This is a genomic window from Clostridium kluyveri DSM 555 (genome assembly GCF_000016505.1).
Lineage (GTDB): Bacteria > Bacillota > Clostridia > Clostridiales > Clostridiaceae > Clostridium_B > Clostridium_B kluyveri.
In genome coordinates, this window is record NC_009706.1 from 3020421 (window position 1) to 3044910 (window position 24490).

Genomic DNA, 24490 nt, shown 5'->3' on the forward strand with positions numbered 1-24490 from the left:
TACGATTCATTTAAGTGTTTGCTAAGTATACCACACATTATTAAATAAAGCAAATTATTTATATTGAGTTATTAATTTTCAAACATAATCAGTTTACTAAATAGAAATAATAAAACTAGTATATTTTATTATTTGGAGGAATTAGATTGGAGAATATTCATGATTTTCGTTTGCCTGCAATAAATCTCATTGGCGTAGGTGCTCTTAAAGATTTACCATTAGAATTAATACCTTATAAATTAAGCAAAGCTTTAATCGTCACAGACAAAAATATAATAAGTCTTGGCCATGTTGAAGTAGTTGAAAAAATATTAAAAGACTTATCTATTTCTTATGATATATTTGATGGAATCTTACATCCAGATTGTACAATTTCATTTGTGGAAGATGCTCTTACATACTTCAAAAAAGGATTAAACATATTAAAAAGGGATTATCATTTTATTATATCCATTGGAGGTGGAACCAACCACGATTGTGCAAAAGGTATAGCCATTGTAGCAACCAATGGCGGAGATATAGAAGACTATGAAGGATATAAAAAGTTGAAAAAACCTAGTTTACCTGTTATAGCAATAAATACTACTTCTGGATCAGGATCTGAAGTAAGTGACTCCACAATTGTAAGAGATAATAGTAGAAGAGTAAAAATGGTTATTACAGATCCGAAAATGATGCCTATAATATCTGTAAATGATCTTAGATTTATGACAACCATGCCTCCAAAGATAACTGCGAATTCTGGTATTGATGTTTTAACTCATTCTATAGAAGGATTTGTTGCTATAGAAGCTTCACCCATTACAGATACCTTGGCAATTAATGCTTTAAAGTTAGTTTTTGAATATCTAAGAAGAGCATATAAAAATGGAAATGACATGGAAGCCAGAGAAAAGATGATGTTTGCTGGTGTTATGGGTGGAATGATCCTTAACAATGCAGGTTTAGGATATGTTCATTCCATGTCCCATCAAATAGGTGCACTTTATGAGGAGATGCATGGAGCTTGTAATGCAGCTCTACTGCCTCATGTGTTAGAGTTTAATTCGATATCAATACCAGAGGAAAGAATTCTTAAAATCAGTGAAACTATGGGAGTAAAAGCCACTAATAAACAGGATGCTATTAATAAAATTAAAAATGGCATTCAAAATCTTGCTGAAGATATTGGTCTTCCAACTCATTTAAGTTCTATTGGAATTGATAAAGATGATTTAGAGTTACTTTCCAAAAATGCTGAAAAAGATATATGTTCTTCTACAAATCCAAGAAGAGGAACTTTTGTGGATATAATGAATATTTTTAAAGCTGCTATGTAAATACATTCGAACTAAATCATTGAGAAGATTAAGTCGGAAGTGGTAAGTAGTTTGGTAAAGAAAAAACCTATTATGATACATAGAAAAAGATTTGAGAGTGTAAAAGCTCTCTTTTGCATTTAAAACATAGTAAATTGGATATAATAATAATGCTCCTATAAATGCTTTATTATCTTAATTTAATATTATTTTACTATAAAAATTTTTATCTTATTTAAAGAATACCTTATATTTTAATTAAATTTGTTTCCTATATATTGTATGCAACTTAAAAATTTTGAATATACTATTAAATATAGTTGTCCCTATTAATTTTTTAACTGGCCTTTGGTCAGCTTTTTATGTGAATATATATTTAAACAAAAAATAAAGCCTACCAGAAAAATCTCCAGTAGGCTTAGAAATTATGCTGGTTTATAAAAAATTAATCAATTAAACAGATTAATCTTATAAATATATAATATACCATTTTACAATATGTGTAAATAATTTCAAGACATAAAACTCATTTTGTTTTGAATTTATTGAATTTGGATATAATAATTAATGTTCACAAAAATACTATGTTATCTCCTTAATATTGTTTCGATATGTTTTAATCTATAAGCAAAAAAATATAGTGACCTGTTAAAACCACTAATAGGAGTAATACTAACAGCCATGTCATGTACTGAAAAGTAAATGTAATTTTTTGTTAATCTTATATAATCGTAGACTAAAAATATGAGTTTACTATGTAATAAAGGTTCTCGAATATTTGAAGTGAGATCCTTTGACAGTGGGATAAAGAAAATAACTTTATCCAAAGTAAAAGAGGTATTTGGAACTCCAGCATATGATGTTAAATCCAATGGTGAAGAAATAATTGGCTATGTAGCAACAAAAGAGTTTAAAATATTATTTGTATTTCCCCAGTCTGAAAGCAATAACAAAGATCTTTTACTAGATCATTATTCAGTTCTTTATCCTCAAGGAACTTTAACTCAATGGCAGATGAGGAAGGCAATGGTAAATCAGGAATAAGGACTGGTAAGTGGGCCTAAAACCATCAGTTCTGTTATGAAGTGCAAAGTATCTTCAATAAATTGGATAAAATAAACGGCCGTTATGGAGAATTAAATGATGTACTAATGAATACACTTGAAACATTTATGGGGTATGAAATATGGTTTTTGTTATCAAAACTTAGCCAAAGACAAAAGAAACAAGAATGATCATCATTATGTAAGTTATGAGTATAATTTTTTTAGTACGTAGTTTTCATATTAGGTTTAGTAACTAAGACCACATGATGGATATTAATTCTACCATATGGTCTATTTTTATACGTATAACTACTATACTCATAAATTGCCTTTATATGGTACATGTTTTTCAGTACATGATAAAGCTGCTGGTATTACCACTAATAGATTAATTACATACATAACAAAAGCACCTGCCATACTTGATATTTCAACAATATTTTCTGCTTCTTTTGGGACGTTCCATTCAACTTATTATCCCATTCATCTTTATTCTTCCACCCTCTTATTGTTCCAGGTGAAAGATTTAAAACTTCTGCAATCTTTACTAACCATGCTCTTTGTAAATTTCAAATGCTTTATCCCCATTCGGACTTCTCTGTCTCGGCATCTCTACATTGTCACCACCTACCTCATTCGTTTTGTTTTGGAGATGAAAAAAGAAGGAAATTAATTCTCCTTCTCATTATCTTTCTTTATTCTATTATTAGCATCTTTTTCTTGTTCTTTATTAAGTAAATAACTAAAATCAGTTAATTCTTTGTTCTTCCCTTTATTATTTCTACGCCCCAAGTAAATCACCTTGTATAATGAACATATAGTAAAAATTCATTATACTTTTCCTTTCTTAGAGATTTTTACTATAATTATCATAAGACGCTGTGGATTAGTTTTATCACCTATAGCTGGACTATTTTAATTGAGGATCTAACCACTGTCTTATGCTTATCTGTTAATTAGTTAGATAACGCATGACGTTTTATATATAGCAAGGATACATTTGCATGAGATTTGTGGAACATAGCGTATAATACTATAAAGGAGTTGTTCTTATGATTTATATTGGTATAGATATAGCAAAAAACAAACATGATTGCTGTATTATAGATTCAGATGGTGTTGTTTATAATGATTCTTTACGTATATCCAATTCCCGTCAAGGCTTTGAATTACTTTATTCTTCAATACTTTCCATTCTGCCTGACAAGGATATTTCCAACGTAAAAATAGGACTTGAATCAACAGGTCATTACAGCACCAATCTCCAAAACTTTTTGTATGCTAAAGGCTTCAAGCTCTCCATTCTCAACCCTTTAGCTACAAATCTCTTCCGTAAAGCCCAGTCTCTTAGAAAAACTAAGACTGATAAAACGGATGCATTGGTTATTGCTAAAATGCTCTTTTCTGATGATACAAAATCCTATTCTCCTGTATCATACCAGATTCAAGAGCTAAAGTCATTAACCAGGCATAGATATCGCTTAATTGGATATAGGTCTAAGTTGAAAACATCTGTCAATAGATTGGTAGATATTATGTTCCCCGAGCTGCCCGATCTTTTTTGGTCAATTCATCAATCTTCTTCCTATGCCCTTTTATCCATACTTCCAAGCCCAAAAGATATAGCTGCCTGCCACCTGACCAAGCTAACAAACATACTAAATACAGCTTCCAAGGGCAAGTATGGAAAAGATAAAGCTATTTCTCTAAAGGAGTCTGCTGCAAATTCTATTGGCACTAACTCAAGGTCTCTAAGTTTTGAACTCAAGCAAACCATTAGGTTAATACAGTCAGTACAACACGAGATTGATTCCTTAGAGCTTCTCATAAAAGAAATCGTTGTTGAGATCAATTCCCCACTTATTAGTATTCCAGGAATTTCATATACCCTGGCTGCTATAATATTGGCAGAAATCGGCGATGTTAAAAGATTCACCACTCCCTGTAAACTCCTGGCCTTTGCCGGATTAGATCCCTCCACCTATCAATCTGGAAAGTACACTGCATCCCATACACCCATGGTCAAACGGGGTTCTGCCTACCTTAGATGGGCCATACTTATGGCTGGGAGAACTGTTTCAATGAGAGATGCCACTTTCTCTGCATATTTGTCGAAGAAACGCTCTGAAGGCAAGCACTATTATGTTGCCATGAGCCATGTTGCTAAAAAATTGATACGTATAATATTTCATCTTCTAAAGACCAATGCAACTTTTGCTCCACAAATATAAACTTATCCATAAAAATTAATATTTTTCAAAAAGCAATTTTCCATTGCTCTTTTTGTCATGCTTTCTTTTTTCAATTAAATAACTATAAAAATCTTTTGATTTTTAACTTGACTTCATATAGTTAGTCTCCTACTGTATAATAGGATGTATTAATCTATAAGATTTATTTCTATATAAAAACATAGATATCTAAATTAATAGATATCTAAAAATTTAATGGTAGTTGCATTTATATTTTACATGCCCTACAACCACAGGCATAAATACCATATTCATCATTTCATCCTCATTATGCAGAACCTTTTATTCCACATGATTATCTAAGTAATTACATTTGGGTAGCTTAATAAGTATATCACTTCATCTATCTAGTGTCAATTATTTCTATAATTCCTGGAGCTGATTGAGCCCCTAAATAAACAACAATAGAAGTATCAAAGAACAAATAAAAATATGTATATATTTCTAAATCTTGTTGAGGATCTTTTTTATTTCCTCTGATTTATGCGTAACTCTATTTCTCATTTGCACATTAGTTATATCCTTTTTTCCCGATTCTTCCAAAGATGTAGTCTGCATCCTCAAGTTTACACTCTATCGGATTTTCAATATCAAAATTCGCTGATTTATCAAACCTTATTACTTCTAAAATTACCCAATCTGATCTTTCATCAATACTTATACAATTATTAGCATCTCTTCTTTTCAAAATATTCTTAAATAATCTTATAATAGCCATCCTTTTTTGTATTTATATATTTTCTACGGTTATTTGACAATATCCTCCTTATTTATCTAATTTACTTTAAAACAAAAATAAGCACCCTAAATAATGGATACTTATTTTAACAATACTATTCTTTAAGGAGACCAATCTAATATATTATATACTATATTCTAACTCCTGGCGGTTGCATTTGAGTTTTAAGTGCCCTGCAACCACAAACACCGGGTTAAATTCTCATGCGGGGAACTAATTTATAATCTGTTATGCTATTTATTATATACGGTATTTGTTACAATCTAATGTACTATGTAATAACTATTTGTAAATAATATAAAATAGACACCCTTAATAAATAGGTACTCATTTTCCCTCCAAGTTTTAGCAGCTTAGGACATTTTTGTTTTACATTATAATTATTACCATAATATGTATTGAATGTTAAATGATATTTACAATCATGATAAAAGACACCCAAACTTACTAAATGCCCTACCCTCTAATTGCCACTGTATACAATCCTCTATTAACTAAATCTTTAAAATATAAAAATAAGATAAGCGCCTGGATGAATAGATGCTTATCTTAAAATACAAATATAGAATTAAAAAACTTTTTTAAATTAGTATGCTATATTATCCTTGTAATCCCCAATACCATTATATCCTGTTTTGTAAATATAATAACAAGCAACTCACAAGCAGTTAACAACTTGAAGTTTTATACTAAATATTTAATTTCTCTTTCAATGGTTTCTGCAACAATTGAGAAAAATTAACTTTATTCTTCTTTGCTTCATATTTTAATCATTGGGGCATAGTTACAATAGTATTAACTGTTTTATTATTCATCTTAGTACGTATTGACAACATATCTGTTCCTATAGGAACTATAGAACTCCCCTTTTTATTTGGATGATATTGACATAAAAAGTCATTTCTGATATACTGTATCACGTGAAAGATAATGATACTCATTATCAATAACTCTATTAAAGGAGGATTGTTTTGGAATCACTATCAACTAATTTAGCCAACTTAATCAGAAAATATTTTCGTATTATACTTCAAATTGCCTTTTTTAGCTGTCTGATATTTAAATTTGAATATGGGGTTGCTATCTGGATTTTGATCTCGGTATTGTCCATATTCTTTGGGCGAATATACTGCGGCTTTTTTTGCACATGGGGAGCTTATCAGGAATGGGTAGGCATGCTGGGAGGAAAAATTTTCAAAAACAGATTCGATACTCTTGTGCCAAAAAAAGTAGACAGGGTTTTGAGCTACTTTCGCTACATTGTAATGCTTGCCTATGCCTTTTTTGCTACGTCATTTTTCACATCAAAAATACTTGCAAAGTTAGGCGGACCGAATACAAGTGCACTTGTAACCATAATATTTTCAAGGAAAGTTGTTGCTGCATCTGTAATAATTTCTCTCTGCATATTTACGATTTTATCTCTTCTTGTAAACAGGCCTTATTGTAAATATTTTTGCCACGGCTCTGTGGAAGCAGGTGCACTAAGCTTTGCAAAAATTTTTAAACTAAGAAGAAATCCTGACCTTTGTATAAACTGTCATAAATGTGAAAACGTATGTCCTATGAAGGTACCTATAACAGAGATGAACACAGTATATGATAGGTACTGCATCTCTTGTTTTCAGTGCATCGGATATAAGGGGTGCCCTAAAAAAGGTGCACTCTATTTGGACATGCATCCTATAAAAACATTTTTAAAAGAGAAGAATAAGAAACATCCAAAAGAGGATAAAATTAATAAGGTGATTTAGAAATATATATAATTTGAGGAAGTGATATTTTCATGGAAAGTATATGGAATATAGTGAGCAAGGTTGTAGTAGTCTCGGCTATACTGCTGAATATATTAATCAGTCTGAAATGGTTTAGAAAATTACAGGATAAAAATGAGGGCATGCATAAAGCATTAAAGGTTATACAGGTTGGCAGTGTAATTTTCATATGTATTTATACAGTTTCAAACCTGCAGTATTATGTAGAACAGATTGTCCAAGGTGGTAAAACACACACTCTTTTAAAAACGCTGTTCTTCTCTTTTGAATAAGGCAATATATTAATGGTAGCGTTAAACCAAAATACCTGGTTTATATGCTGCCTTTTTTATTCAAAGTATAAGTTTCCCAAACTATAAAAAAGAGAAAAATAATATCCGGTATAATATTAAGTGTGATTTTCTCCCTTCTGCCGATGTAGTTTCTACACCGCAAAGCATACTTACATCTATGTCTAAATTTGGCAGGAACAATTTGTTTTTAGTCCAACTATAATATGGTATCCTTTTTTAAAATGAGTATTTATAACCTTTTCATTTGTAAACTATAAATCACAAAGACCCTAGGATACACCTTTTGACAAAGATGCAACCTTTATGAGAATCAAAGAAGATGCCATGAAAAATAGTCAGTTAAAAGCAGCTTATGGATTTTCGTAGATTTCTGAGCAAAGGTAAAAGGAGTTTTGAATTTCTCATTCAAAACTCCCGCAACCCGCATAAACACTGTCTTTATCGACCTTACATGCATTTTGGGCAAATGTCTTGGCGGAGACGGAGGTTTTGACCTCTTGACCACCGCGTTGCGAACGCGATACTCTCCCGCTGAGCTACGCTCCCAAAAGTGATAGGTGTTTATCCTCCTACCTGGTCCAGCTTTTTCTTTAGTTCATTAATCGTTTGTTGATGTCTTTTTATCTGTTCAAAAAGCTTGGCATATTCATCGTTTTCCATTAAATCCGCATTGACTTCATAGAACTTCTTTCCGATTTTTGCATAAACCTTACTGATACTGTCTTTTTCTTTGTTGATGCTCATATTGATTTTAGTTATCTCGACGAGTTCCCCTGATTTTTTAACAGCCGCTGACGCTGCACTTCCGGCTGTCTTACTTAAGTTATCAAGAAATGACATATCGATTCCCCCCTTACTATGATATAAATTCGCTGCCAGATTTACCAAACAGACATTAATCTATTTCATTATTATATCAGGATTTTTCAATAAATAATCTAATACCAATTGGTAATATACAATGTATGCATTAAACATTCATATGTTCTTGCATAAATATTATACTTGAAAATGCTCTGAAGCCACATTCTCTCGTTCGGATCTTTTATATTTGTTTTAAATTACGAATAGCAGAAAGCAAAACATTAGTATAACAAACAATGACACAATTCATATTTTATACATAATCAGTCTACTAAACAGAAATAATAAAACTAATATATATTTGTGATTTGGAGGGATTATATTGGAGAATACTCATGATTTTCGTTCACCTGCAATAAATCTTATTGGCGTAGGTGCTCTTAAAGATTTGCCACTAGAGCTGATGCCATATAAATTAAGCAAGGCTCTAATCGTTACAGATAAAAATATAATACGTCTTGGTTATGTTGAAATAGTTGAAAAAATATTAAAAGACTTGTTTATCTCTTATGATATATTTGATGGAATCTTACATCCAGATTGTACAATTTCATTTGTAGAAGATGCTCTTACATACTTTAAAAAAAATTTAAACATATTGAAAAAGGACTATCACTTTATAATATCTGTTGGCGGTGGAACTAACCATGATTGTGCAAAAGGTATAGCTATTGTAGCAACTAATGGTGGAGATATAGAAGATTATGAAGGATATGAAAAAATGACAAAACCCAGTTTGCCAGTCATAACAATAAACACTACTTCTGGCTCAGGAGCTGAAGTATCGAATGTTGCAATTATAAAAGATGAAAGTAGAAAAGTAAAAATGACCATTGCAGATCCAAAAATGATGCCTATAATATCTGTAAATGATCTCAGGTTTATGCCAAGCATGCCTCCAGAAATAACGGCTAGTTCTGGACTTGATGTTTTGACCCATTCAATAGAGGGGTTCGTTTCTACTGAGGCATCACCCGTTACGGATAGTTTGGCAATTGATGCTGTAAAGTTGGTTTTTGGGTACCTAAGAAGAGCATATAAAAATGGTAATGATCTGGAGGCCAGAGAAAAGATGATGTTTGCTAATGTTATGGGGGGAATGGTTCTTAATAATGCAGGACTTGGATATGTTCACTCCATGTCCCATCAATTAGGTGGTTTTTATGAGGAAGTTCATGGATCGTGTAATGCAATTCTACTGCCTCATGTATTAGAATATAATGCTGTGTCAATACCAGAAGAAAGAATTCTTAAAATCAGTGAAGCTGTAGGAGCAAAAGCAAATAATAAACAAGAAGCTATTAATAAAATTAATCATAGTATTCAAAATCTCTCTGAAGATATTGGTATCCCAACTCATCTGAGTTCTATTGGGATTAATGAAAACGATCTAGAGTTACTTTCCAAAAACGCTGAAAAAGATATCAATTCCCTTGTAAATCCAAGGAAAGGAACTTTCGTAGATATAATGAATATTTTTAAAGCTGCTATGTAAATACACTAAATTAATTATATATTCTAAAATCGCCACCACATCTCACCTAATTTGCAAATTATTATACACCTAAACCATTTCCAAATCAATCAAAAAACTGTTTTAAAAATATATGGTGGACTGTTAAGATCACTAATAAAATGTCACGGCATGACAAAATATTCTTCTTTCATGTAATAATAAAAATAAGCCTATTGAGAAAATCCCAATAGACTTATTTTTGTTGAAATATCACTATCTATAAGCATTTGGTACTGAATGCACTACTTTTGGTGCTGGTTTAGCATATGGTGCCTTAACTTTATGCTTGTTTACTACCTTTTTTACTGGTTTGGCAGGTGCTTTATATTTAGATTTATAAACTACACCTGGTTTGTTGTTGGCAGAACATGCGCTAACTGTCGTACCAATTCCTGTATTAAGTAACAATGGTGTTGCAAGCATTACAGCTGAAATTATTTTATATTTCATTTTTAACATTTTCATTACCTCCTGAATTTAAAATATTTATTGCAGCTGCTATACTTAATATTCTAGTTATTCTTTATGACGGTTTAATGCAGCATCCATGTTATTCCAATGGTATACTGATGTTTTTCTGTGTGAAATATTAATATATATTGAATATTTCTTGAACTGTCACTACTCGGTTTGAACAATAGTCTGCTTCAATTAAATATTTTCAGCCTGTGCTGCTGCCAAATCCTGTTGTATCTTTGTAATTCAGCGTATTACACCTCTCCTGTATTTTTTATGCTGTCATAGTAGACTGACACATAAAAATGATTCATGATTTTTTCTATTGTAAGGTAAATAGATCTTTATAATTTCTCAATAATCCCTGTGGCTCCTTTTCCCAAAATAATCTATACCTTAAATAATCATCTACATATACACAAAACGGAACTAACATAAACCATATCAAGGTATAAGACAAGCATATTTGCCCATGCAGATTAAAAGGTTCTCTTGAATAATCCCAAATATCAAGACCTAACCACACATTTAAAATCATGCCACTTGTAAATTCAAGCACAAGGATTATAAGAGTTCCTATAATACATTGCTGCCACATCTTTCTATCACAAAACATTGGATGCTCATTAAGCCTTCCTATTAGAAAAGCACTTACTCCACCAACTGCCAACATACTTATATGTGTCCATCCCCGCCATAAACCCTCCAATACCATGTATAAAATACCCATAATAAATATTAAAATTAGATCCTTAAATATTTTACTCTTCAAAATATACCTCCTAACTTGGTATAGTCATCCTCCTAGATAGCTGCATTTACTGCATCTATAGTTGTCTGTTTATTAATATATACTATTAATACTTCCAAATAATCCGTCTTATTTGTAACAAATTTATGCAATTACAATTTAATATTACTCTATTTTATATTCAAGGGTAGAGTAGATTGAAGGAAAACTTTGTTTCCTTCGCACCCTCATCAAACCGTGCATGCGATTTTCCCGCACACGGCTTTCCGATATTCTTCTTTCTAAGGCATTACAACCCTAAGAAGAAAGTTTTCGTAATCCTATTTCACTGAGTTTATTCATTACCTCTTTTACACCTCTATGTCGGGGTCTACGTTGTTTCTTATTGTTGTACCAAATCGTAAACCTTTCTATAATATACCAATCTATTTTATTTAATTGCTTACCAGAATACTTTAGATTATAGTAATTCTTAAGTCCTACTATTTTCTTGTTCATTATCTGGACTAAATCATACATATCCATCTTCAAATTTGACCTGTTTCCAAGGACTTCTTTAATCTTTCTTCTCATATTTTTCATAGCCTTTTGATTAGGCACTTGTATTGTTGTATGATATCTCTGCCCTTTACCATTCTCCACAAGGCTACGCCTATGATGAAACCCGAGAAAATCAAATCCTTCTTTACCATCCCACATATTCACAAACCTTGTTTTATCAGGATGTAACTGTAATTCTAGTCTTTTGAAGATTTTCTTTACTGCATTATATGCATGGTATATTTCTTTCTTTGTTCTTGAGATAACAATAAAATCATCAGCAAACTTTACAAGCGTGCCAAGATGTTTATAGTATTTATCCCATACCACATCAAAATAATTTAGATATATATTTGAAAGCAATGGACTGATGGGTGATCCTTGCGGAGAGCCCATTTCACTTTCTTTATACTCTCCATCTTCCATTACCCCCACCTTTAACCATTTCATTATAAGTTTTAACATTCGTCTGTCTGATACCCTTTGTTTTATCAATATCATTAACTTATCGTGATTTATATTATCAAAATAACTTTTGATATCTGCATCAAGTACCCACCAACCTTTGTTATTACATTTCTTTCTTATAACGTCTAAGGCTTGATGTTGGTTGTGCTTGGGGCGAAAGCCATATGAATATTCCTTAAAATCTGCTTCAAATACAGGTTCAATAACTATTTTAGTTGCCATTTGCACAACTCTATCTTTAATTATTGGAATTCCCAATGGTCTTTTCTTACCGCCTTTCTTTGGGATGAATACTCTTTTCACCGGCTTAGGATGATAATTATTTTCTATTAATTTTTGTTGTATTTCTTTGAGAAATTTATTTTCTCCATACTTTATAACATCATCAATATGCATATCATCAATCCCACCGGAACCTTTATTGGCTTTCACTTGTTTCCATGCTTTTAATAGAATATCTTCTCTATAAACTTTGTCATATAGAGAGTGAAACTTCCGTTTCTTATTAGTTTTGGCACTTAGATATAGTTTTCTCTGAAGTTCTCGAACTTTGTCTATGGTGTTGTTAGCTTTCGCATTCACTCACTCTTACCTCCTTTGAAAACTTGAATAAAGTAGAGTTCCTTCCCTATATACAGTTTTGTTGTCTGCATAATTATTGGTACTATTAACTCCTCCGACTCCTTTTCTGCTGAAATGACAATTTCGCCATTAGCTTATATGCTTTCATTTTACGGCTATCGCCGTGCAGATGAAGGTCTCTCCAGTTCCGAACCATACTATAAATACATGTCGTTTCCTCTACACCGGAGGATTCTTCGATGGTGCTATCCAAGTTCTTCCCATCTTCCGTGGTTTTCACCCAATTTCGCAAGGCTCAACTCCCTCTTTTCCTCCTATCGGAGACCTTTTTAACGATGCGGCAGAATTCATTTTATATTACAACCTGCATTTTCGCTATCTCCCTTTCGGGATATATTACCTTCACGCTTCATGCCCAGTATTTCTACTGCACATGGTGATTGGCTACTAGGCTTCTTGGTAATTACCTAGACTGGACTTTCACCAGTAAGCATGGTCCAGCTTATCTGGACGCACCAAAATAAAAAAGCTATCTCTAGCCCCTATTTTGCCTTGTGTTTTATTGTGCAGTGTAATCCTGCTTAGGGACGTACATTAAAGATAAATTTACTAAAACAGAGAAAGGAAGAAAAGATTGAGCGTAGTTTTACAGATTCAAAAAATCTCCACGGGTTGATTATTTGGTTATATTAAAAAAAGTCCTGGATTTCTCCAAAACTCTTATACTTAGCTCGTAAAATTATTCACCTGTAAGCTCTATATGTTCTTCTTCAACCCTAGAAAGTACATCAAATATCTTTACAATATTTTCTTCATGAATTTCTTTTTTATATTTTTTATAATACTCTACAGCATGTTTTTCTCTTTGACAAGCTGCAGCAAGCAAAGCTTCGTCGGTATTATATTTTGAATAATCCATATCCTTAAGTGCTGGAATTTCTTTAATACCGGCTATTTTCTTGTGAATTCTAGCATGCATATATTCTATGCTTGATAACGCTTTAAACATACTTTTTACATTTTCATCTTTTGCCATATCTGAAGCTTTCTTATAAAAATCTCCATTAAAAACTTCCAATTTAACTGCATGATCTATTATTTTCAAATCATTTTGATTCAATTTATTTCTATCATATTTTATTTCTTGTCCATCTTCTATTAAATATTCAATTGCTACTCCACAAAATGGGCAATACATTATTTTTTCTTTACTATTTGAATTTATAAATGCTTCTTTATTAAAATTATAATTCTTTTCATTTATTCCCATACCACAAACAATACAATTCATTTTAACCATATAAACATTCCCTTCTAAATAACCTTTAATTTTAGTATAGCATAAACTAAGTATTAATCCGTTTAAAATAAAAGCCTGTTTTCAGTCTATTAATAAATCAACTATTATATAAATAGCTGTCAGAGAAAGAAAGGAGAATACTAAACTCCCCTTTTTGTTATCTTGTTTATTTTATGTAATAAGTTTTCATCCAACAAAACCACATTCTCCACTAATTCCTCTCCCGCATCTACTATCTGGTATACTTCAATATCCTTGCCATTATTTAAGAAAACTGTTAACATCATATTTCCATCTTCCAGGTCTTTATATTCCACATAAATCATCTTTTTATTTGTAAGAGTCAATATCTCGTTTAATTTATCTTCCAACCTTTCTTTAGGTCTAACATTTTTATTGTATTTAACTATTGTTTTAAAATGGCTTTCAATACACTTTGCACCAGTTATATCCATAATTTCACTGCAATTATTACATGGGTACTTTCCTCCATCTAAATTTTTAAATATGCACTCTTTGCATTTTGTATCCATATAATCATCCCCCAATTTAACGTATTGCTAAGATAAATTTTAGCACAGAAATTGTAGAAGATACAAAAATTTTAGCGAATTACATGGATTTATGCCTTACGATAAATATCGGTACTTATAAGTAAAAATAAAGCCTACACCCTTGTCCAAATGCACAAACTTTCATTGCTCTTACTTTCTTAAATAACACATCAGGAAGATGTGTTATAAACTTTTTGTACCCTTCTTTAATGCTTATCAAATTTAAGCTGTGATATCTTTTTAATATTTTAGAAAAATAGAGCTTAAAGTAATTTTATCAATTGCTACTACTAAAAATCTTATCAAAAGTTAAATTAAATTAATTCCCAAAAGCATTACATTAGCATAATATAAATATCGAAGCAAGAAATACAAGGAGAACTACCACGTGGAAAATTATTGCTGTCCTTTCGATTATTATGACGATTACTATGATGATTATGATGACTATTTTAGAAAATCAAACGTTGGTCCCGAAGCAGTACAAGCGCATATTGGCCGAATTGTACTTATCCGTCTTAAATGGCATGGCACAATCACAGCTTGTATAGATAGTCACAACAGACGTACAGGTGTAGTAACTTTAACTGTATTCACACACTTTGGTCAGGCACAGCTTCGTATTCACTATAGTGTGATATTACGCATTACTCCTATTCACGTAGCTCCTAATCATGGTAAAATGCCATCTCATGAAAATCCGTCTCATGGTGTAATGCCATCTCACGGTGCTCAGCCTAATAAAAACCCTAATCATGGTGGATGGCAGGGTTCAAATAAAGATTTGAAGTAGTCATTTCAATTCCTTCTTTTACTTGAACGTATAATTTATTAAACATCTAACAGCACTCTTCTGACTTCACACTTTAAATATAACAAAAAGATCCTACAAAGTAGAATCAATTAATTTGGGAGAAAATATCTCTTTTTATTAATCGTCTACTTTATAGGTTCCATTTTATTTTTCCAAAACTCTTTTTTCTTATCTAGCAATCATAATCTCGGTATCCATGTCCGGAACATAATAACAATAGTACTATTATTGGTATTACATTTCTACTGCCACAACCTCTATAAGATCGGCATGACATAAAAATTCCTCCTTGCTATTTATCATCTTTTGTTTATGTACTCCTATAATATTAGCAAGACAAATAAATGTTACTAATTTTCCGTTTATTATTAACATTTAATAATAAAATAGTAGTATAATTCGTATTCACCCTATAATTCTATACTAAATCTATACTACAAAACCCCTTTGCTTCTGACTAAACAATAAAAACCATACGCTGAAATATATGCTCCTAAATATGAAACAAATGTCCAGAACATATTCCATCCATTACCGTATACTCCTCTTCCTAAAATCAACATTAGTAGTTCAGTTACAGTTGTTAATAATGAAAAAATGAATATAAGATAGTATAGTTTACTTATTCCTTTATATAAAAGAAATACAAAATAGGTACCGATAATTGGATATATACCTAAATTTAATGGCAATGAAGCAAAAACATTATACTCATAAGGTTTTATCCTCCAAAACCTGAAATAAAATCCTATCATATTAATTGTGTAAGTTACTGCACATCCAAAAGGATATATAACGAGAAAAAGTCTTTTTTCCCTGATGTAAATATATACACCTAGTATCCATGGAATTAAGAAACCGATAATAATATTAAACGCCATCAATATACCTCTTTTATACGATTTTTATGTTACTATTTTCCCCTATAAATGAGTAAGTATCAGCATTGTTTTTAGTTTAATAAATATATATACCAAAACTTTCTATTTATAGGACTTTACAAATACTCATAAATGTTAATATTAGATATTGTGACCTAATTATATTAAAATACTTTTGACTTTTTTAGTTGAACATAATACAAATAATTTAATATATATGGAATTAAGTATGATACGAAAGTGCAGCCTATATTCCACCCTCTTCTGTACACTATTCTTCCCATAATTACTCCAGCACCTTCAATAACTGTTGTTAATATAGTAAAAATAAATATCCAAATAAGAGGATTCATTTTTTTATATTTTATATAATGAACCATCCATGCTGAAATCATAGGATAAATGCCAATATCAAAAGGTACATGAACTATTTCTCTATGGCCAAAAGGATACAGATCCCAAAAGCCAAAGTAAAATCCAAAAGCATTTATAGTATATGCAATAGAACTTTGAAAAGGCGCTATTGTTAATAAAACTTTTCTATCTTTAAAATATAAAATCAAAATCAATACCCATGGAATTATTAGTGCAATAACAATATTCTCTAACATATGATCACCTCTTATGCTAGTATTACCAATCAAAGCCATATTCATATACAAATTTAAAAAGCACTCATAATTCAGTATCTTAAAGCTTCTTTTCATTTTTTAATCTTTCAATAACCTTTTTCTCTTTGATAAATCACCTCACAACATAAGCAATTTACGTAAGGTTAAATATTTTTAATAACCCTGCATGGATTTCCTGCCGCGATTACATTATCTGGTATATTCTTGGTTACTACACTACCTGCTCCTATAGTTGCGTTATCTCCAATTTTTACTCCCGGACATATTATCGCTCCACCACCAATCCAAACATTATTTCCTATAACAATCGGTTTAGCATATTCCTTACCAGTGAGTCTTTCGGCAGGATCAATCGAGTGAGTAGCAGTATAAAGTTGAACATTCGGTGCTAAAAGTACATTATCTCCTATTTTAACTTTATTCACATCTAGTATTATACAACTATAATTAGCATAAAAATTTTCACCAACTTCAATATTATAGCCATAATCACAATAAAAAGGTGCTTCAATATAAAACGAATCTTTTGCAGTAATGAGTTTCTTTAAAATCTCCTGTCTCTTATCTTTTCCACTTGGTTTTGAATGATTAAACTCAAAAATTAAATTTCTTGCATACTCTCTTTCTTTAGTTAACTCTTCATCACCTGCATAATAAAGATCACCTGCTAACATTTTTTCCTTTTCACTTTTCACTTTTCTTCATCCTCCATTTAATCCAATACTAATATTGTTTTTCCAATATTATTAATTAAGACAAATAAACTGTAATTTTATTATAGACAAATTATTATGCTACAACTTATAATAAGTTTCTTATTCATTGTTTATAGTTCGGATTTTATGAGGTACTTATGCATTTTATCTGCTTAACATCGATTTAATGAGAAATGTTAGTACATAATTTATATTCTTATACCTAATTCCTTTGCTTTCTTTAATGCATCGGTATTTTTAATGTCACCTTTATCAATTACACCAGGAACAATCAACTTTCCTACATCATTCCACTCCCTATTAATGGCAATAAACTCATAGGATTTAATAATTCCATCAAATTTTTTCTTATCCTTTTCCTCCCCGCATACCAATAGCATACACTCTTTTATTTTCAAAGGCCTTTGACCTACAATGAAAGAATACAATTTATCAATAACAGCTTTTATTTGTGTAGGAAATGTGTACCAGTAAAGTGGCGTTGCAAACACGATTAAGTCAGCTTTTTCCAATAAGGGCACCAGTTCATCAAAATCATCTTTAAATGAACAGGCCACGCCCTTGCTAAAACAAGTATCACAGGCTTTACATCCGATGATATTTTTTTGAGCAGTTTCAAATTTCACAACTTGGTGTCCTGCTTCTATAGCGCCTTCTATAAAATCGTCTGCCATTAAATCGCTATTTCCACCATTTCTAGGACTCCCTGTTAAAACCAAAACATTCTTTTTCATGATCTACCTCCTAAATTTTATACTTTAAATTCCATTGAATTTCACTAAATTATATAATACAATAGATAAAAAATGAAGTACGCACATTTTGGTTATATACTAACATAAAGGAGAGTGTCCTATGTCAATAGAAGATTGTAGTCCGACTCATCCAAATAAATATATTTTACTGAAAGCCAAATCGAACATATATGTTGACTGATAGTTTTCATAGGAGTATAATGTAGTTGTCACAACAACTAGGTGGTGATATAAATGGAATTTAATTTAGATGATTCATTGGGGTTTATTCTAAACAAGTTGAATACAAAATTAAAAAATGAACTACTCCAACGACTAAAAGAATATGACGTTACACCAGAGCAATGGTCTGTACTTAACCGTTTATGGGTACAAGAGGGTATTACTCCTAGAGAGTTATCTGATATCATCTTTAAGGATAAGCCAAATACAAATCGTATTCTTGAAAAATTGCAAATCAAAAAATTGATTGTTAGAAAACCTCATCCAGTAGATAAAAGAGCTTTCCAAATCTTTTTGACGAAACGTGGCTGGACATTAAAGGATAAATTAATTCCTATAGTTACGCAATTATTAGAAGAAACAACGATAGGAATAAGCAAAAGTAAAATCCTGGATATAAAAAAGCTATTAAATCAAATGTATGATAATCTTAAGTAGTTTTTTATCACTTTAATTATCATGATAAGTAAGAATTATTATGATAATTAAATGGTAAATTTATATATAAATTATATCAAAATGAAAGTGGGGAAAATAATATGGAAAGCCGCTTAGTTAAAAGTTTAGATTTACATTATGAAGCGGTAGCTATTTTGCTTAGTAACGAAAAGCCTGAAGGTGCACTTCAAGGGAAAGAAGGAAAATGGAACTGTACAATTCCGCTATTTATTGCTGCAGCAAAAGGTAGAATATCAGTTTTTGAACGTAAAACGACAGTATGTTCTGGTGGTAAAGTAGGACTAGGGTTTGGGCAGTTTCCTAATTATCCAAATGGAATTGAATATTTTTTGACAGTTGGGAAAGAAGGCAAATTTGAAGGGGAAGGATATATGAAAAATTCAGAACTAGGTGACGATTTTGTTAAGTGTTTACCAATAACTGATATTCCATATGAGTATGTTATATTTAAGCCCTTGTCACAAGTTGATATTACCAAAGAAAAACCTGAAATAATTGTGTTTTATGTCAATACCAATCAATTATCAGCACTTACGGTACTTGCAAACTATTATAGGGCAGGAAACGAAAATGTAATGATACCTTTTGCGTCAGGATGTCAATCTATTTTTCTTCTTCCTTATGCCCAGTCACAAAAAGAAAATCCGAAAGCAGTTGTAGGCTTAACTGACATTACAGTGCGCCCTATGGTTGAAACTGACATGCTGTCATTTTCTGTTCCTTACAAGATGTTTCTTGACATGGAGAAAAGTGTAGGAGGAAGTTTTCTGGAGAAACCCTTATGGCATAGAGTAATGGAAAAAGTGAAAAAAGTAAATAAAATATAGCTTTTAAAAAATACTCTAGGTAATTGGATGAATATGTGTAAGATAAATATAAAACATGATAAATTGGGCATAATGATTAATGCCCATAAGAATACTCATATTGGTTCCTCAATATGTTTTAACTGATAAAAGCTCTGGGTTGACCAGGGCTTTTTGGGGTTCTTTTCGAACTATTTTTTATTAACCTTCTCCAATTTCATCAATTAACCAAGATGATTTGTTGTCTTTTCTAATAAGTGTACGCCACTTTTGGTACGTTCCACTTTCTTCGGCTACAATTGCTCCCTTTTTATATTTCACATCATATTCAATTTTATATAACCACCTCCATAAATTATCCCATAATAATTTTGATTATAACTTAATTGTCACCTCTTTACATTATCTTCTAAAGGTTTTAGCATTGTTTTGTTGAATTATCACCATGAAAGGTGGCGATGTTATGAATAATATTTTTCTAAAAAAACGTATTTCTGGTTTTTGTCCTAAATATAATACAAAAATTTCAATTAACGTAAAATATCAAGATGTAACTACATGTGATGAGTCTACAACTCATTATCAAAAAATTGGCTATCGTTGTGATAAAAACGCTTGCGGAGGATGCAATGCTAAGCCCTGTCCTATTTATGAAAACTGTTCAGGAATTATTTGACTTCACTTACAAATTCTTTGATTATGACATTCTCTCAAATATTTACAGGTTTCACAGACAGATGTGGAACCTAATTTTTTCTTCTTTAATGAGTTCTTCCTGTCGCTCCACAATTTCCATCGCCCCACACAACAGAAAGAAAATCTTAAAAATTTCAATTTCATTTTGTCCTAAAAATTAATTATAGAATACAACTGTTACCTCACCTTCACCTAATTTTTGATTATCAGAGGAACGCGTTATGATAATTTTATACTTTCCTGCTGTACTAATGTTTAGTGGTATAGCCAGAGCAGTATAATCTTGCTCAACATCCTGATCTTCAGTATAAAATACACTTTGAGAACTACCATTCATTACATAAATAGTTACTTTTAATTTTGAAGTTTTAAATGGAGCTTTATTATCAAACTTAGTATAGAATTGACTGTCTACACTAAAAGTGTCACCAACATTTGTAGGATTGAGGTCATTATCTATACTTCCGCAAAATATTATTTTTTTGACAGTTTCAGTACTTTTGTTTTCTACATTAGATATATTGATATTAGCTGTATTCGTACCAGAATTAAATAAAGTTGCCGTTGTACCTTTGTAAGAGATAGCCCCATTTACTACAATCTCAAACAATCCCACCACACATAAAAAAATGCCAGCAGTTGCTAATTTTTTATGATTAGTACTATGCCCCTTTATACCCAAAACCAGGCCAGCAATAGTCACAAATGCTCCGATTATGGGCAACACCCCTGCCATAAGTCCAATGATTCCTAAAATAAATGATACAATTCCTATTTTACTTTTAGTTTCTTCTACAGTTTCCACTACGAATTCCTCCCCCTTTATTAACAATATTATAGCGTATTTTTCTAAAAAGGGGGAATTCATATTTTTTCAGTTGTTTCAATTGTAAGCAAATTTATTTCGGGATAGATAAAAGGTACATTCATTAATCACTGTATACAATCTTCATAAGATCTTCATATCTCCTTGGTATTATTAATAAAACATTTATTGTGGAGGTAAAACTAATGAATATGACACATTATATGTCTTTATTAATGGATAACCAGCCCTGGAATTTAATTATTTTTATGGCTGTACCTGTAATATGTGCCGAACTCCTTACTATTACAGAATTCTTTATAATCTATAATAAAATTGAAAGAGGGGGTATAAAAACTTTAAATAAAATCATTGGAATATTTGATGGTATTTATTTCACAGGAATATTTATATATCTTTTTATAAATGTAATAATTCCTCTTACAACTAATAATGGATGGCACACATGGGTAGATGTGATTGCAGTGCTGTCTTATTTAAGTGGTGTAGTATTTCTAGTACCAATAGCATTAATGGAACTAGGAATACTATTCAAAACTAAATCATCTAATGATAAATTAAAAATTCATTTTATACTTATAAGCGGCTTTTTAATAGTTGCACATATTGCAATGATTTTTGGTATGGTTAATCCTCAAATAATAAGCAATATGCCAGGAATGAAAATGTAATATGCTTATTTTTTAATATCAAGTGATTCTAAGATTCAGATGGAGTTTTCCTATAAGGAATACTTTCTCTGAATCTTAGAATCGCTTATCCAAAGGGGCAGCAGTGCTTATACCCCACTTTAAAGAAATTGGGAATATACTATCTCATGGCAGTTGCATTTAAATTTAAAGTGCCCTGCAACTACAGACACCAGTTTGGTAATTACCATTACTTTCTTTATATATGTAAACATACATTATTTTTTATTTTCTCTAAGGTACTTCCTTAGGACACTTATAATCATACATGGTATTTATTACAGTTTAATGTCATATTAATTAACTGTTTGTAACAAACTTCATTATTGTATGAATAGAATGGAAACAAGTATTGATTTAACAGTGCTTACCTTTAACATACACTCATTCCCATATATGCCACATAAAAAAGACAAATGGCTTTTCTACCTATTCTTCACATTTTTTTAATAAGGTTTCCCAACGCTTATCTATCTCTTCTTGTAATTCAGCAATCATATATTCATTGCCTTTTTTGAATAAGTGCTTAAATCTTCCCTGTGGTCTTAAGAAGTCTTCTATTGGAAGCTTATTTTTAGGCTTATAATTTAATTTCCACTTTCCATCTTCAACCTCAAAAATAGGCCAAAAACATGTATCCACTGCTAATTTACATATATTCATTAAATCAGCGGTTTCGTATCTCCAACCTCTTGGACATGGGGATAATACATTTAAAAACGCCGGTCCCTTTTTGTATATTGCCCTATGGGCCTTTTCATGTATATCTTTAAAATTTCCCAAAAATGTTGTCTGAGCTACATATGGTATATTATGGCTTACCATTATTTCTGTAAGATTCTTCCTAAACTGTGATTTACCTGATGATACGGCTCCAACTGGTGTGGTTGTGGTATCTGCATACTTAGGAGTTGCTGATGACCTTTGAATTCCCGTATTCATATATGCTCCATTATCATAGCATACATATACCATGTCATGGCCTCTTTCCATAGCACCAGACAGTGATTGAAATCCTATATCATATGTTCCTCCATCTCCTCCAAAGGTTATGAATTTATAATCTTCCTTAATCTTTCCTCTCTTTCTTAAAGCAGTGTATGCTCTCTCTACACCACCCATAGTTGCTCCCGCACATTCAAAAGCACTATGTACAAAAGAATCCTTCCAAGATGTATATGGATACATAAATGTAGAAACCTCCAAACATCCTGTTGCAGAACCTATTACTGCCTTATCCTTTTCTCCTAGAGCCCTAAGTACACTTCTCACCGCAATAGGAGCACCACATCCAGCACACATTCTATGACCGCCCACTAATCTTTCTGGCTTATTCATTTCTTCTTTAAATTTATATTCCATTATACTCCACCTCCTACTCTCTGACTCCTAAAAATCTATATGTTTCACCACAAGTTCCAGATTCAGCTATTTCACTTAAATCATTATAAACTTTTTCTATATCATTTACGGCGATATCTCTTCCCCCTAATCCGTAAACATAGTTTATTATCTTAGGAACATTTTCCACATCAAACATTGCAGATCTTACCTCAGCAAAAACAGGACCTCCACAGGCTGAAAAACCTTCTGATCTGTCCATTACAGCTATGGCCTTTGTATTTTTTAAAGCTTCTGCAATTTTTTTTGCTGGAAATGGTCTAAATACTCTTATTTTAAGTAATCCAGCCTTTTTCCCTGCTTGTCTTAATTTATTTACAGCTGCTTTTGCTGTTCCTGCAGTTGAATTAATTACCACAATTGCATACTCTGCATCTTCAAGCTCATATTCTTCAAAAAATCCATATTTTCTTCCTGTCATTTCTGCAAATTCTTCAGCTACCTCTAAAATTACCTTTTCTGCATTTATCATAGCCTGTGCTTGAAGCCTTTTATGTTCCATGTAATATGCAGATATATCATATGGACCTACAGCCATGGTCTCATTTGGATTCATAAGATAATGTTCTGGATTATATTCCCCCACAAATTCTTTTACTTTTTCATCTTCTATTAATTCAATATTTTCAACTGCATGACTCGTTATAAATCCGTCCTGACAAACCATTACTGGTAACTGTACATCTTTATATGCACCAATTCTCACAGCCTGTATGAAATTATCATATGCCTCTTGATTGTTTTCTGAATATATCTGTATCCAGCCTGAATCCCTTGCTCCCATGGTATCAGAGTGATCTGCATTTATATTTATAGGACCAGATAATGCTCTGTTTACTACTGCCATAGTTATTGGTAATCTGCTGGATGCAGCAACATACAGAAGCTCCCACATTAAAGCAAGTCCACATGATGAAGTTGCTGTTACTGTCCTAGCACCTGCTGCCTGAGCACCAATAGCTGCACCCATTGAACTATGCTCACTTTCCACTGGTATAAATTCTGTCCTTACTTTTCCATCGGCTACATATTTTGTAAAATACTGAGGAATTTCTGTAGAAGGCGTTATTGGGAAAGCAGGCATTACATCTGGTTCTATTTGTTTTATAGCTATTGCTATGGCTTCATTTCCTGATAGTCTTTCTTTTATACTCATATT

General features: G+C 31.6%; 28 protein-coding genes and 1 pseudogene. 11 read left to right on the top strand and 18 right to left on the bottom strand.

Annotated elements, in window-relative coordinates; translation table 11 throughout:
- Positions 1-146: 146 nt before the first annotated feature.
- Entirely contained in the window at positions 147-1319 is a 1173-nt protein-coding gene (locus CKL_RS14470; protein WP_012103311.1) for an iron-containing alcohol dehydrogenase, read from the top strand.
- Between the two features lie 723 nt (positions 1320-2042).
- Positions 2043-2342, top strand: coding sequence for a YjgB family protein (locus CKL_RS14475; RefSeq protein ID WP_012103312.1), 300 nt, complete (start codon positions 2043-2045; stop codon positions 2340-2342).
- A 451-nt stretch (positions 2343-2793) separates the two neighbouring features.
- On the opposite strand, the pseudogene CKL_RS19990 reads toward CKL_RS14475, so the two are convergent.
- Positions 2794-2954 (bottom strand): annotated as a pseudogene (locus tag CKL_RS19990) (phage terminase small subunit-related protein); the annotation flags it as partial.
- Between the two features lie 59 nt (positions 2955-3013).
- Positions 3014-3136 carry a hypothetical protein gene (locus CKL_RS21620; RefSeq protein WP_278184170.1) on the bottom strand — a complete coding sequence of 41 codons (123 nt, stop codon included), beginning with the start codon at positions 3134-3136 and terminating at the stop codon, positions 3014-3016.
- Between the two features lie 260 nt (positions 3137-3396).
- On the opposite strand from CKL_RS21620, the gene CKL_RS14480 reads away from it, so the two are divergent.
- Entirely contained in the window at positions 3397-4575 is a 1179-nt protein-coding gene (locus CKL_RS14480) for an IS110 family RNA-guided transposase (protein ID WP_012103314.1), read from the top strand.
- Positions 4576-5107: 532 nt separating this feature from the next.
- Here CKL_RS14480 and CKL_RS20460 read toward each other — a convergent pair.
- Positions 5108-5314 carry a hypothetical protein gene (locus tag CKL_RS20460; protein WP_012103315.1) on the bottom strand — a complete coding sequence of 69 codons (207 nt, stop codon included), beginning with the start codon at positions 5312-5314 and terminating at the stop codon, positions 5108-5110.
- A gap of 992 nt (positions 5315-6306) precedes the next feature.
- Here CKL_RS20460 and CKL_RS14485 point away from each other — a divergent pair.
- Positions 6307-7089, top strand: coding sequence for a 4Fe-4S binding protein (locus CKL_RS14485; protein WP_012620823.1), 783 nt, complete (start codon positions 6307-6309; stop codon positions 7087-7089).
- A 32-nt stretch (positions 7090-7121) separates the two neighbouring features.
- Positions 7122-7382, top strand: coding sequence for a hypothetical protein (locus CKL_RS14490; protein ID WP_012103320.1), 261 nt, complete (start codon positions 7122-7124; stop codon positions 7380-7382).
- 582 nt (positions 7383-7964) lie between these two features.
- Here the strand turns inward: CKL_RS14490 and CKL_RS14495 are convergent.
- Positions 7965-8243: a hypothetical protein gene (locus tag CKL_RS14495; RefSeq protein ID WP_012103321.1), complete on the bottom strand. Its 279-nt coding sequence runs from the start codon at positions 8241-8243 to the stop codon at positions 7965-7967.
- Between the two features lie 346 nt (positions 8244-8589).
- On the opposite strand from CKL_RS14495, the gene CKL_RS14500 reads away from it, so the two are divergent.
- Positions 8590-9762, top strand: coding sequence for an iron-containing alcohol dehydrogenase (locus tag CKL_RS14500; RefSeq protein ID WP_012103322.1), 1173 nt, complete (start codon positions 8590-8592; stop codon positions 9760-9762).
- Between the two features lie 234 nt (positions 9763-9996).
- Here CKL_RS14500 and CKL_RS14505 read toward each other — a convergent pair whose 3' ends face one another.
- From CKL_RS14505 to CKL_RS14530, 5 genes are all read right to left on the bottom strand, one after another.
- Entirely contained in the window at positions 9997-10242 is a 246-nt protein-coding gene (locus CKL_RS14505) for a hypothetical protein (protein WP_012103323.1), read from the bottom strand.
- Between the two features lie 319 nt (positions 10243-10561).
- Positions 10562-11011 (bottom strand): putative ABC transporter permease, encoded by a 450-nt coding sequence (locus CKL_RS14510; RefSeq protein ID WP_012103324.1) that lies wholly within the window; start codon positions 11009-11011, stop codon positions 10562-10564.
- Positions 11012-11287: 276 nt separating this feature from the next.
- On the bottom strand, positions 11288-12580 hold the full coding sequence (gene ltrA, locus CKL_RS14515) for a group II intron reverse transcriptase/maturase (RefSeq protein WP_011988638.1): 1293 nt from the start codon (positions 12578-12580) through the stop codon (positions 11288-11290).
- 739 nt (positions 12581-13319) lie between these two features.
- Positions 13320-13880 carry a ferritin-like domain-containing protein gene (locus CKL_RS14525; protein WP_012103326.1) on the bottom strand — a complete coding sequence of 187 codons (561 nt, stop codon included), beginning with the start codon at positions 13878-13880 and terminating at the stop codon, positions 13320-13322.
- A 140-nt stretch (positions 13881-14020) separates the two neighbouring features.
- Positions 14021-14413, bottom strand: a complete 393-nt coding sequence (locus CKL_RS14530; protein WP_012103327.1) for a hypothetical protein — start codon at positions 14411-14413, stop codon at positions 14021-14023.
- 409 nt (positions 14414-14822) lie between these two features.
- Here CKL_RS14530 and CKL_RS14535 point away from each other — a divergent pair, with 409 nt between their 5' ends.
- On the top strand, positions 14823-15227 hold the full coding sequence (locus CKL_RS14535; protein WP_012103328.1) for a hypothetical protein: 405 nt from the start codon (positions 14823-14825) through the stop codon (positions 15225-15227).
- Positions 15228-15482: 255 nt separating this feature from the next.
- Here the strand turns inward: CKL_RS14535 and CKL_RS20965 are convergent, their stop codons facing one another.
- From CKL_RS20965 to CKL_RS14555, 5 genes are all read right to left on the bottom strand, one after another.
- Complete coding sequence (locus CKL_RS20965; protein WP_155814037.1) at positions 15483-15623, bottom strand: hypothetical protein; 141 nt, start codon at positions 15621-15623, stop codon at positions 15483-15485.
- Positions 15624-15682: 59 nt separating this feature from the next.
- Entirely contained in the window at positions 15683-16129 is a 447-nt protein-coding gene (locus CKL_RS14540) for a CBO0543 family protein (RefSeq protein WP_012103329.1), read from the bottom strand.
- Between the two features lie 164 nt (positions 16130-16293).
- Positions 16294-16740 (bottom strand): CBO0543 family protein, encoded by a 447-nt coding sequence (locus CKL_RS14545; RefSeq protein WP_012103330.1) that lies wholly within the window; start codon positions 16738-16740, stop codon positions 16294-16296.
- A 164-nt stretch (positions 16741-16904) separates the two neighbouring features.
- On the bottom strand, positions 16905-17456 hold the full coding sequence (locus tag CKL_RS14550) for a sugar O-acetyltransferase (protein WP_012103331.1): 552 nt from the start codon (positions 17454-17456) through the stop codon (positions 16905-16907).
- Between the two features lie 209 nt (positions 17457-17665).
- Positions 17666-18211 carry a flavodoxin family protein gene (locus tag CKL_RS14555; protein ID WP_012103332.1) on the bottom strand — a complete coding sequence of 182 codons (546 nt, stop codon included), beginning with the start codon at positions 18209-18211 and terminating at the stop codon, positions 17666-17668.
- A gap of 255 nt (positions 18212-18466) precedes the next feature.
- Here CKL_RS14555 and CKL_RS14560 point away from each other — a divergent pair, with 255 nt between their 5' ends.
- Together CKL_RS14560 and CKL_RS14565 are read left to right on the top strand one after the other, a co-directional pair.
- The gene (locus tag CKL_RS14560; protein WP_012103333.1) at positions 18467-18892 is read left to right on the top strand and encodes a MarR family winged helix-turn-helix transcriptional regulator; all 426 of its coding nucleotides are present in this window, start codon (positions 18467-18469) and stop codon (positions 18890-18892) included.
- Between the two features lie 101 nt (positions 18893-18993).
- A complete protein-coding gene (locus tag CKL_RS14565) occupies positions 18994-19740 on the top strand; it encodes a DUF169 domain-containing protein (protein ID WP_012103334.1) in 747 nt (248 codons plus the stop codon).
- Positions 19741-19920: 180 nt separating this feature from the next.
- On the opposite strand, the gene CKL_RS21840 is transcribed toward CKL_RS14565, so the two are convergent.
- The gene (locus CKL_RS21840) at positions 19921-20052 is read right to left on the bottom strand and encodes a DUF4829 domain-containing protein (protein WP_081427994.1); all 132 of its coding nucleotides are present in this window, start codon (positions 20050-20052) and stop codon (positions 19921-19923) included.
- A gap of 130 nt (positions 20053-20182) precedes the next feature.
- On the opposite strand from CKL_RS21840, the gene CKL_RS14570 reads away from it, so the two are divergent.
- Positions 20183-20395, top strand: coding sequence for a hypothetical protein (locus tag CKL_RS14570; protein WP_012103335.1), 213 nt, complete (start codon positions 20183-20185; stop codon positions 20393-20395).
- Between the two features lie 177 nt (positions 20396-20572).
- Here the strand turns inward: CKL_RS14570 and CKL_RS14575 are convergent, their stop codons facing one another.
- Entirely contained in the window at positions 20573-21220 is a 648-nt protein-coding gene (locus CKL_RS14575; protein ID WP_012103337.1) for a hypothetical protein, read from the bottom strand.
- 206 nt (positions 21221-21426) lie between these two features.
- Between CKL_RS14575 and CKL_RS14580 the strand changes: the two genes are divergently transcribed.
- Positions 21427-21912: a DUF6803 family protein gene (locus CKL_RS14580; protein WP_012103338.1), complete on the top strand. Its 486-nt coding sequence runs from the start codon at positions 21427-21429 to the stop codon at positions 21910-21912.
- A gap of 447 nt (positions 21913-22359) precedes the next feature.
- On the opposite strand, the gene CKL_RS14585 is transcribed toward CKL_RS14580, so the two are convergent.
- Both CKL_RS14585 and porA read right to left on the bottom strand, forming a co-directional pair.
- Entirely contained in the window at positions 22360-23292 is a 933-nt protein-coding gene (locus CKL_RS14585) for a thiamine pyrophosphate-dependent enzyme (protein ID WP_012103339.1), read from the bottom strand.
- 13 nt (positions 23293-23305) lie between these two features.
- On the bottom strand, positions 23306-24487 hold the full coding sequence (gene porA / locus CKL_RS14590) for a 2-ketoisovalerate ferredoxin oxidoreductase subunit alpha (RefSeq protein WP_012103340.1): 1182 nt from the start codon (positions 24485-24487) through the stop codon (positions 23306-23308).
- Between the last annotated feature and the right edge of the window lie 3 nt (positions 24488-24490).

What these genes read in the sequence shown, in the direction of transcription:
- CKL_RS20460 (WP_012103315.1), bottom strand. Translation starts at nt 5,314, where the DNA reads ATGGCTATTATAAGATTATTTAAGAATATTTTGAAAAGAAGAGATGCT.
- CKL_RS14505 (WP_012103323.1), bottom strand. Translation starts at nt 10,242, where the DNA reads ATGTTAAAAATGAAATATAAAATAATTTCAGCTGTAATGCTTGCAACA.
- CKL_RS14530 (WP_012103327.1), bottom strand. Translation starts at nt 14,413, where the DNA reads ATGGATACAAAATGCAAAGAGTGCATATTTAAAAATTTAGATGGAGGA.
- CKL_RS14565 (WP_012103334.1), top strand. Translation starts at nt 18,994, where the DNA reads ATGGAAAGCCGCTTAGTTAAAAGTTTAGATTTACATTATGAAGCGGTA.
- CKL_RS14495 (WP_012103321.1), bottom strand. Translation starts at nt 8,243, where the DNA reads ATGTCATTTCTTGATAACTTAAGTAAGACAGCCGGAAGTGCAGCGTCA.
- CKL_RS14560 (WP_012103333.1), top strand. Translation starts at nt 18,467, where the DNA reads ATGGAATTTAATTTAGATGATTCATTGGGGTTTATTCTAAACAAGTTG.
- CKL_RS14555 (WP_012103332.1), bottom strand. Translation starts at nt 18,211, where the DNA reads ATGAAAAAGAATGTTTTGGTTTTAACAGGGAGTCCTAGAAATGGTGGA.
- CKL_RS14490 (WP_012103320.1), top strand. Translation starts at nt 7,122, where the DNA reads ATGGAAAGTATATGGAATATAGTGAGCAAGGTTGTAGTAGTCTCGGCT.
- CKL_RS14540 (WP_012103329.1), bottom strand. Translation starts at nt 16,129, where the DNA reads ATGGCGTTTAATATTATTATCGGTTTCTTAATTCCATGGATACTAGGT.
- CKL_RS14545 (WP_012103330.1), bottom strand. Translation starts at nt 16,740, where the DNA reads ATGTTAGAGAATATTGTTATTGCACTAATAATTCCATGGGTATTGATT.
- CKL_RS14475 (WP_012103312.1), top strand. Translation starts at nt 2,043, where the DNA reads ATGAGTTTACTATGTAATAAAGGTTCTCGAATATTTGAAGTGAGATCC.
- CKL_RS14580 (WP_012103338.1), top strand. Translation starts at nt 21,427, where the DNA reads ATGAATATGACACATTATATGTCTTTATTAATGGATAACCAGCCCTGG.
- CKL_RS14525 (WP_012103326.1), bottom strand. Translation starts at nt 13,880, where the DNA reads ATGGTTAAAATGAATTGTATTGTTTGTGGTATGGGAATAAATGAAAAG.
- porA (WP_012103340.1), bottom strand. Translation starts at nt 24,487, where the DNA reads ATGAGTATAAAAGAAAGACTATCAGGAAATGAAGCCATAGCAATAGCT.
- CKL_RS14480 (WP_012103314.1), top strand. Translation starts at nt 3,397, where the DNA reads ATGATTTATATTGGTATAGATATAGCAAAAAACAAACATGATTGCTGT.
- CKL_RS14570 (WP_012103335.1), top strand. Translation starts at nt 20,183, where the DNA reads ATGAATAATATTTTTCTAAAAAAACGTATTTCTGGTTTTTGTCCTAAA.
- CKL_RS20965 (WP_155814037.1), bottom strand. Translation starts at nt 15,623, where the DNA reads ATGTTAATAATAAACGGAAAATTAGTAACATTTATTTGTCTTGCTAAT.
- CKL_RS14585 (WP_012103339.1), bottom strand. Translation starts at nt 23,292, where the DNA reads ATGGAATATAAATTTAAAGAAGAAATGAATAAGCCAGAAAGATTAGTG.